This is a genomic window from Gracilimonas sp. (genome assembly GCF_035704785.1).
Taxonomy (GTDB): Bacteria; Bacteroidota; Rhodothermia; order Balneolales; family Balneolaceae; genus Gracilimonas.
The window spans coordinates 1-8,015 of the sequence record NZ_DASSWP010000087.1; the positions used below are offsets into that span (position 1 = coordinate 1).

An 8,015-nucleotide genomic window follows, 5' to 3' on the forward strand; every position below is an offset into this window, starting at 1 on the left:
GCTTGTTTCTGAAATATGATTCATATTGAAATACTGTGATCCGTAGCATTAAAAGACTTTCAAAACCCGGACTTCGAGTTTATAAAGGCGGTGACAATGTTCCCCGCTCTCAGAACGGATTGGGTATTGTAATTCTTTCAACATCAAAAGGTGTAATGACCGATAAAGAAGCTCGCAAGCTTAACGTAGGCGGCGAGATATTGTGCACCATTTATTAATAAACAGTTTTTGAACTATGTCTCGAATTGGAAATCTACCGGTACCTATTTCTGATAAAGTTGAGTTCAGCATCAACGCTGATAATATTGCAACTTTTAAAGGAGAAAAAGGAACTAATACACTTCGTATTCATCCTAACATTTCTATCGAAAAGAATGATAGTGAGCTCGTTATCAAACGAAGCAACGATGAGAAATCAAACCGTGCCTTGCATGGTCTGTTTCGTGCTTTGATAAATAACGCAGTAGTGGGTGTTTCGGAAGGTTATACTAAAAAATTAGAAATAATTGGAGTTGGTTTTCGTGCATCGATGAGTGGTGATGTATTAGAACTTAACCTGGGTTATTCTCATCCTATTTTCTTTGTTCCGCCGGAAGGCATTACAATGGAAGTTGATACCAAGTCTGGAAAAAACCCCATACTTGTTATCACTGGAGTTGACAAAGAAATGGTAGGACAAGTGGCCGCTAAAATTAGATCATTCAGGAAGCCGGAACCTTACAAAGGTAAAGGTATCAGATACCTGGGCGAGCAAATTCGTCGCAAAGCCGGTAAGTCTGCTGCTAAATAGAGGAATTGAAAAATGAATAAGACACAACAGAAAAAAACTGAGCGTAGAAATAAGATCAGAAGACGTATCCGGTCTACTATAAAAGGAACATCGGAACGTCCCCGTTTGACAATCTACAAAAGCAGTAAATATACATATCTGCAATTGATCGATGATTTAGCAGGTGCAACACTTGCCGCCACTAAGGCAAATACAGGTGTTGATAATGCTAAAGAAGCGGGAGCAGAACTTGCGAAAGTAGCTCAGGACAAAGGAATTAATAAAGTGGTATTTGACCGTAGTGGTTATAAATATCATGGCATCGTGAAGGCTGCAGCTGATGGCGCACGCGATGGTGGATTAGACTTTTAATAGAATTGGGATAAACAATGCCTAAAATAAGAAGAAAACAATCTATACCTGCTGCAAATCTAAACCTTGAAGAAAAACTGGTTCACGTGAACCGTGTTTCTAAAGTAGTTAAAGGTGGACGTCGTTTCAGCTTTAATGCTATTGTAGTAGTTGGTGATGGAAGCGGTGTTTGCGGACACGGACTTGGTAAAGCAAATGAAGTGTCAGATGCTATTCAAAAAGGATTTGATAATGCCAAGAAAAACCTGATCCGTGTACCACTTACTAAAACAAAAAGTATTTATCACCCCATAGTGGGTAAAGCAGGAGCCGGGAAGGTTTTACTTCGTCCGGCAGCTGAAGGTACCGGTGTAATTGCAGGTGGTGCTGTAAAAGCGTTATTGGATGTAGCCGGAGTGCACAACATTCTGTCAAAATCACAAGGATCTTCTAACCCCCATAACATGGTTAAAGCAGCTTTTACTGCTTTAAAAGAATTGACAGATCCGGTTGAAGTAGCCCAGAGAAGAGGTGTTTCTCTCAACAAAGTATTTGAAGGATAATATCTAAAGGAATTTGATGATGGACTTAAGCAATTTAAAAGCACCGATCCCTAATAGAAAAAGCACTAAGCGTGTTGGTCGTGGACAGGGTTCCGGTCGTGGAGAACAATCGGGTCGTGGACACAATGGTCAGAAATCCAGATCAGGCCACAAGCAACGTGCTTGGTTTGAGGGTGGACAGATGCCACTTCAGCGCCGTGTTCCTAAATTCGGTTTTAAAAATTTCAATAGAACTGAAAATCGTGCGATAAACGTGCATACGATCAGTGAGTTTATCGAAGCTGGGAAATTAAATACTTCTATTAGCTTAGAAGATCTTGTGAATTCAGGATTAGCCAACAAAAGTGACAGAGTTAAACTTCTGGGTCGTGGCGATCTTGATCAAAAAATTGAAATCGAAGTGCACGCCGCCAGTGATTCTGCCAAAGAAAAGGTAGAAAAAGCAGGTGGATCATTAACTATAGTGCAAAACTAATAGTATTTACGGCGCATGAGTCTGATAGAAAACTTTCGCAATATTTTCAAAATCGAAGACCTTAAGAATCGTATTCTTTATACGGTTGGAATCTTAATGGTCTATCGGGTTGGTAGTTATATTACCCTTCCCGGTGTAGATGCAAGTCAGTTAATAGGAAGTACCGGAAATGCCGCCAGTAGTTTACTGGGGCTTTTTGACTTATTTGTGGGTGGTGCATTTTCCCGTGCTGGTGTATTTGCATTGGGAATTATGCCATATATTACGGCCGCCATTATAATACAGTTGATGGGCGCGGTTGTTCCTTATTTCCAAAAGCTGCAGCGCGAAGGTGAGGAAGGAAGGAGAAAGATCACTCGCTTAACCCGTTATGGTACAGTTGGAATTACTCTTGTACAAGCTATCGGTTTTTCGATAAACCTTATTTCCACAGCCCCACAGGCTATCGTGGTTAATGAGTTTGCTTTTATTATAACTTCTATGATTGTTTTGACCGCAGGTACAGTGTTTGTAATGTGGCTTGGGGAACGAATTAGTGAAAGAGGCATTGGAAATGGTATCTCACTGATTATTATGATCGGTATTATTGCTGCATTACCTGCAAGCTTCTATAATGAGGTAACAACCAGTGCGAATGCGATATTGGTTATTATTGAAGTTGCAGCACTTATATTAGTGATTGCAGCGGTTGTGATGTTAACACAGGGAACACGTAAGATTCCGGTTCAATATGCAAAACGTGTAGTAGGCCGAAAGGTTTATGGAGGTACAACCCAGTACTTGCCACTTAGAGTAAATGCAGCCGGAGTTATGCCGATCATTTTTGCTCAGTCCATTATGTTCATTCCGAGTACAATAGGCTCATTCTTTCCGGACAATCAAACTGTACAGTTTTTGACACAGTGGTCAGTAGACTTTACCGGATTGGTTTACTCTGTTGTGTTCTTCTTTGTATGTATGTTTTTCACATTTTTCTATACTGCTATTTCAGTTAATCCTAAAGAGATGGCAGATACTATGAAACGACAAGGCGGTTTTATTCCGGGTGTACGCCCAGGTAAGCAAACCGTAGAGTTCATTGATAATATTTTGACGAAGATCACCCTGCCGGGTTCTATATTCTTGTCGTTCGTTGCTATTCTACCTGCAATAGCAGTTAGTGTGTTTGGTTTAACGCCAGGCTTTGCTCTCTTTTATGGGGGAACAAGCTTGCTGATTATTGTTGGTGTTGCATTAGATACACTTCAGCAAATCGAAAGTCATTTAATGATGCGTCATTACGATGGCTTTATGAAGACCGGTAGAATCAAAGGCCGAAGAAGAGCTTAAGATGATCTATTTGAAGAGCGAATCGGAAATTGAGAAAATGCGTGAAAGTGCATTGATCGTTTCAAGAACCTTGGCGGAAGTTGGAAAAAATATAGAGCCAGGGGTTCAAACCGGTAAGCTTGACAGAATTGCGGAAGAATACATTGCCAAAGAAAAAGGTCGTCCTGCATTTAAAGGATATGGACCTAAAGGAAATGAATTTCCTGCAACACTTTGTATCTCTGTGAATGAAGAAGTTGTTCATGGGATTCCAGGTGAAAGAGTTTTAGAAGAAGGTGATATTGTATCCATTGATTGTGGAGTTGAAAAAAATGGATACTTCGGTGACCATGCATATACGTTTCCGGTTGGTGAATGCAGTGAAGAATCTTTGAAATTATTGAAAACCACCCTTGAATCTTTATACAAAGGAATTGAACAGGCCGTCCATGGAAACAAAATTGGAGACATGGCCAATGCTATTCAAACTCATTGTGAAAATGCAGGTTATGGAGTGGTAAGAGAATTAGTTGGCCATGGAATTGGGAAAGCGATGCATGAAGATCCATCCGTTCCTAATTTTGGCAGAAAAGGTAAAGGTGAGCGATTGCGTTCAGGTATGACGCTTGCTGTGGAACCTATGATTACAATGGGTTCTTGGAAAACAAAAACATTAAACGATGGCTGGACAGTAGTTACAGCCGACGAGAGCCTGGCCGCTCATTTCGAACATGATATTGTAGTTCGAGAAGGAAAGGCTGAAATTCTCAGTACTTTTGATTATATTGCTGAGCTCTCGGACAAAAAAGAAAACATATTGTATTATGGCTAAACAAGAGCCGATAAAACAAGATGGAGAAATAATAGAAGCATTACCTAATGCGCAGTTTCGCGTAGAATTAGATAATGGGCATGAGATTCTTGCTCATGTATCAGGTAAAATGCGTATGTATTACATTAAAATTCTCCCGGGAGATAGAGTGGCAGTAGAAATGTCACCCTATGATTTATCCAAAGGAAGAATAACATATAGATATAAATAAAAGAGGTTGTCATGAAAACGCGATCATCAGTAAAGAAAAGAAGTTCAGACGACAAAATAGTACGACGTAAAGGACGTCTTTACGTAATCAACAAGAAAAACCCTCGCCATAAGCAGCGTCAGGGATAATAGAATAACAGATTACTTATATGGCACGTATTGCTGGAATAGATTTACCAAAGCAGAAAAGAGGCGTAATCAGCCTTACTTATATTTATGGAATAGGCCGTTCAAAGGCTATTGAAATTCTTGACCGTGTTGGCATTGATCACAACGCAAAGGTTCAGGATTGGACAGATGATGAAGTAAGTGAGTTACGTAAGCTAATAGATGAAGAATATAAAGTTGAGGGTGCCCTTAGAAGTGAAGTGAACGGAGACATTCGTCGCTTGATAGAAATAGGAAGCTACCGTGGCGTTCGTCACCGTAGAGGACTTCCTGTTCGTGGGCAAAACACTCAAAATAATGCGCGTACTCGAAAGGGTAAAAAGCGTACTGTTGCTGGTAAGAAGAAAGCTGTTAAGAAGTAATTGTAATTGAGATAACCCATGGCTAAAAAACAACCAAAAGCATCTGTAGCTGCAAAGCGCAAAAAGAAAAAACAACTTAGCGATCCTAATGGGATGGCTTTTGTTAAGGCCACATTCAATAATGTGATCGTAACCATAACTGACGCTGACGGAAACGTGGTTTCTTGGTCGTCTGCTGGTAAAGAAGGATTTAAGGGTTCAAGAAAGAACACTCCTTATGCGGCTCAATTAAGCGCTGAAACTGCTGCAAAAACAGCACATGATATGGGCTTAAGAAAAGTTGCAGTATTTGTAAAAGGTCCTGGTTCAGGACGTGAAGCAGCTGTGCGTGGAATGGCAAGTTCAGGTTTGGAAGTTACTTCTATTAAAGACCGTACCCCACTCCCACATAATGGATGCAGACCACCAAAAAGAAGAAGAGTTTAATTGTAAGAAGATTGTATAATGGCAAGATATAGAGGACCAAAACAAAAGAAAGCCAGACGATTCAAAGAACCAATCTTTGGACCTAGCAAAGCTTTAGAGCGCAAACCATACGGCCCCGGCGAGCATGGGCGTTCAAGATTTAACAGAAAATCTGAATACGCTATTCAGCTTGAGGAGAAACAAAAGGCAAAATACACTTATGGATTGCTTGAAAAGCAATTCCGTAATTTATTTAAAGCTGCCTCAGCCAAAAGTGGTGTTGCAGGTGAAAATTTACTTCAAGCACTTGAATGTCGCTTAGACAATACTGTTTATCGTATGGGCTTTGCAAGAACCCGACGTCAGGCTCGTCAGCTTGTGACACATAAACATATTGTGGTGAACGGCGGAGTGGTGAACATTCCTTCTTTTGAGATGAGCCCGGGTGATGTAATATCTATTCGCCCTAAGTCCAGAAATCTGGAAGTTATAGAAGATTCTTTAGACGGATCATCCAGAAATAAATATAAATGGGTTGAAACAGATCCCAAGTCAAGATCAGGTAAGATGCTTTATGTTCCTACTATGGACGAAATACCTGAAAATATAAACGTTCAGCTTATTGTTGAGCTTTATTCCAAGTAATTATTAAAGATTAAGACCCTATTATGAGCAACTATAGCATTCAAATGCCCGAAACACTTAATGTAGTTGAAGATCAGGACAATTTTGGAACCTTTGTTCTTCAACCGCTTGAAAGAGGTTTTGGTGTAACGATTGGTAACTCTTTTAGAAGAGTTCTGCTCTCATCACTTCCAGGTATTGCAATTACTGCTGTAAAGATCAACGGTGTTGATCATGAGTATTCCAGTATTAAAGGAGTTAAGGAAGATGTTTATGAACTTATTTTGAATTTCAAACAAGTTCGATTTAAGCAGGTAGAACAGAGCTCCGGAGTTATTCATATATCAAAGAGTGGTGAAGGTGTATTAACAGCTAAGGATATTGACGATTCTACCGGTGAATACGATGTATTAAATCCTGACTTGGTAATAGGAAATCTGGCTGATGATGCTGAGCTGGAGATAGAATTAAAGATTGGCAGAGGTCGTGGATATGTACCTGCAGAAGAAATGACAGTTGAAGATGATGATGTAAGTCTGATTCCAATTGATGCTATCTTCACGCCAATTAAGTCTGTAAAATATAACGTTGAAAACGTTCGTGTAGGTCAGCGCACTGACTATGAGAAATTAGTAATGGATATTGAAACTGATGGATCAGTAAATGCCAAAGAAGCCCTTACCATTGCAGGTAAAATTCTTAAAGAGCATATCGAAAAATTCATTACGGAAGAAATTGAAGAGCCATTCACTCAAGAGGAAGAAGAAGTAGATGCTGAGAAACAGCGTGTTGCAAACCTTCTCAGAACTAGCATTGAAGATCTCAATCTTAGTGTTCGAGCTTATAATTGTTTAAAATCAGCGAATATAAATTCTATTGGTGAATTAGTGTCGCGTGATGAGCAAGATCTTCTCAAATTCAGAAACTTCGGTAAAAAATCACTAAGTGAGTTAGTAGAAGTAATTGAAGAGAAGAATCTCGAATTTGGAATGGACGTATCAAAATATTTAGACTAAGGATAAAGGAATTAAATTATGCGTCACGGAGTAAAAGGTAGAAAACTAAGTAGAACGGCAGCTCACCGTAAAACAACCATGCAATCTCTTTCAATGGCTTTGATCAGAGAGCATCGGATTGTAACGACTTTAGCTAAGGCTAAAGAATTGCGTGGCTTTATTGAGCCTTTAATTACCAGAGCAAAAGAAGATTCGCATCATAATAGAAGACAAGTGTTTTCTTCTCTTCAGAATAAAGATGCAGTTACAACACTCTTCACTGAAGTAGGCCCAAAAAGTAAAGATCGTCCCGGAGGTTACACTCGTGTTATAAAAGCGGGGCACCGTAAGGGAGATGGAGCTGAGCTTGCTGTGATCGAGTTAGTTGATTACAATGATATTAAACCAGAAGGAGCTTCTTCTGATGCATCCTCGGGTAAAAAGAAAACACGCCGAGCTGGTAAGAGTAATACTCCTACCACGACTAAAGCCTCTTCAAAGCCAAAAAAAGAAGAGAAAGAAGTTGAAGCAAAAGTAGAGGAAGTGTCAGATGCAGAAGAAGAAAAAACTGAAGTAAAAGCTGATACTGAAGAAAGTTCAGAAGAAGAGAAAAAATAAATTTTCTATTTAAAATGAAGGCCTTTGTATTCTATAAAGGTCTTTTTTTGTTGGGTGATAATTACCAAAGATTTCACCTGGCAAAGATGTCAAAAAAAGAGAATAATTCTTAAAATAAAGTTGACATCTGACATCAATATCCCTTATCTTTGGTTTCTGTTTCGCAAGCGATTTTTTACAACTGCGAGACGATTGTTCTTAGACATAATGAAGTATAGATCAGATTGTTTGTGCGAGCGAGAGCTTGTTCAATTCTTTTTACAGAAATGACAAGAGCGTAGGGTCATGCTCACAGAGTATAATTTAAGTATTTACAATGGAGAGTTTGATCCTGG

General features: G+C 39.4%; 13 protein-coding genes and 1 pseudogene. All 14 read left to right on the top strand.

Going from position 1 to position 8,015, the window contains the following annotated elements; genetic code table 11:
* Nucleotides 1–38: 38 nt before the first annotated feature.
* A pseudogene (gene rpsH / locus VFM80_RS04890) lies at nucleotides 39–218 on the top strand (30S ribosomal protein S8); the annotation flags it as partial.
* A gap of 17 nt (nucleotides 219–235) precedes the next feature.
* Nucleotides 236–790 carry a 50S ribosomal protein L6 gene (rplF, locus tag VFM80_RS04895; RefSeq protein ID WP_395070138.1) on the top strand — a complete coding sequence of 185 codons (555 nt, stop codon included), beginning with the start codon at nucleotides 236–238 and terminating at the stop codon, nucleotides 788–790.
* Between the two features lie 12 nt (nucleotides 791–802).
* Complete coding sequence (rplR, locus tag VFM80_RS04900) at nucleotides 803–1,141, top strand: 50S ribosomal protein L18 (protein WP_395070140.1); 339 nt, start codon at nucleotides 803–805, stop codon at nucleotides 1,139–1,141.
* A 17-nt stretch (nucleotides 1,142–1,158) separates the two neighbouring features.
* Entirely contained in the window at nucleotides 1,159–1,683 is a 525-nt protein-coding gene (gene rpsE / locus VFM80_RS04905) for a 30S ribosomal protein S5 (protein WP_395070142.1), read from the top strand.
* A gap of 19 nt (nucleotides 1,684–1,702) precedes the next feature.
* Nucleotides 1,703–2,158 carry a 50S ribosomal protein L15 gene (rplO, locus tag VFM80_RS04910; protein ID WP_395070159.1) on the top strand — a complete coding sequence of 152 codons (456 nt, stop codon included), beginning with the start codon at nucleotides 1,703–1,705 and terminating at the stop codon, nucleotides 2,156–2,158.
* 15 nt (nucleotides 2,159–2,173) lie between these two features.
* The gene (gene secY / locus VFM80_RS04915) at nucleotides 2,174–3,487 is read left to right on the top strand and encodes a preprotein translocase subunit SecY (protein WP_395070144.1); all 1,314 of its coding nucleotides are present in this window, start codon (nucleotides 2,174–2,176) and stop codon (nucleotides 3,485–3,487) included.
* Nucleotide 3,488: 1 nt separating this feature from the next.
* Nucleotides 3,489–4,298 carry a type I methionyl aminopeptidase gene (gene map, locus VFM80_RS04920; protein ID WP_395070146.1) on the top strand — a complete coding sequence of 270 codons (810 nt, stop codon included), beginning with the start codon at nucleotides 3,489–3,491 and terminating at the stop codon, nucleotides 4,296–4,298.
* A complete protein-coding gene (gene infA, locus VFM80_RS04925; protein ID WP_020404818.1) occupies nucleotides 4,291–4,509 on the top strand; it encodes a translation initiation factor IF-1 in 219 nt (72 codons plus the stop codon). Before map ends, infA begins: the two co-directional genes overlap by 8 nt.
* 11 nt (nucleotides 4,510–4,520) lie before the next feature.
* The gene (gene rpmJ, locus VFM80_RS04930) at nucleotides 4,521–4,637 is read left to right on the top strand and encodes a 50S ribosomal protein L36 (protein ID WP_071594720.1); all 117 of its coding nucleotides are present in this window, start codon (nucleotides 4,521–4,523) and stop codon (nucleotides 4,635–4,637) included.
* A gap of 20 nt (nucleotides 4,638–4,657) precedes the next feature.
* The gene (gene rpsM, locus VFM80_RS04935) at nucleotides 4,658–5,038 is read left to right on the top strand and encodes a 30S ribosomal protein S13 (protein WP_395070149.1); all 381 of its coding nucleotides are present in this window, start codon (nucleotides 4,658–4,660) and stop codon (nucleotides 5,036–5,038) included.
* 18 nt (nucleotides 5,039–5,056) lie between these two features.
* A complete protein-coding gene (gene rpsK, locus VFM80_RS04940) occupies nucleotides 5,057–5,464 on the top strand; it encodes a 30S ribosomal protein S11 (protein ID WP_395070151.1) in 408 nt (135 codons plus the stop codon).
* An 18-nt stretch (nucleotides 5,465–5,482) separates the two neighbouring features.
* A complete protein-coding gene (gene rpsD / locus VFM80_RS04945; protein ID WP_395070153.1) occupies nucleotides 5,483–6,088 on the top strand; it encodes a 30S ribosomal protein S4 in 606 nt (201 codons plus the stop codon).
* 23 nt (nucleotides 6,089–6,111) lie between these two features.
* Nucleotides 6,112–7,083, top strand: a complete 972-nt coding sequence (locus VFM80_RS04950) for a DNA-directed RNA polymerase subunit alpha (RefSeq protein WP_395070155.1) — start codon at nucleotides 6,112–6,114, stop codon at nucleotides 7,081–7,083.
* 18 nt (nucleotides 7,084–7,101) lie between these two features.
* On the top strand, nucleotides 7,102–7,680 hold the full coding sequence (gene rplQ, locus VFM80_RS04955) for a 50S ribosomal protein L17 (RefSeq protein ID WP_395070157.1): 579 nt from the start codon (nucleotides 7,102–7,104) through the stop codon (nucleotides 7,678–7,680).
* Nucleotides 7,681–8,015: the final 335 nt, after the last annotated feature.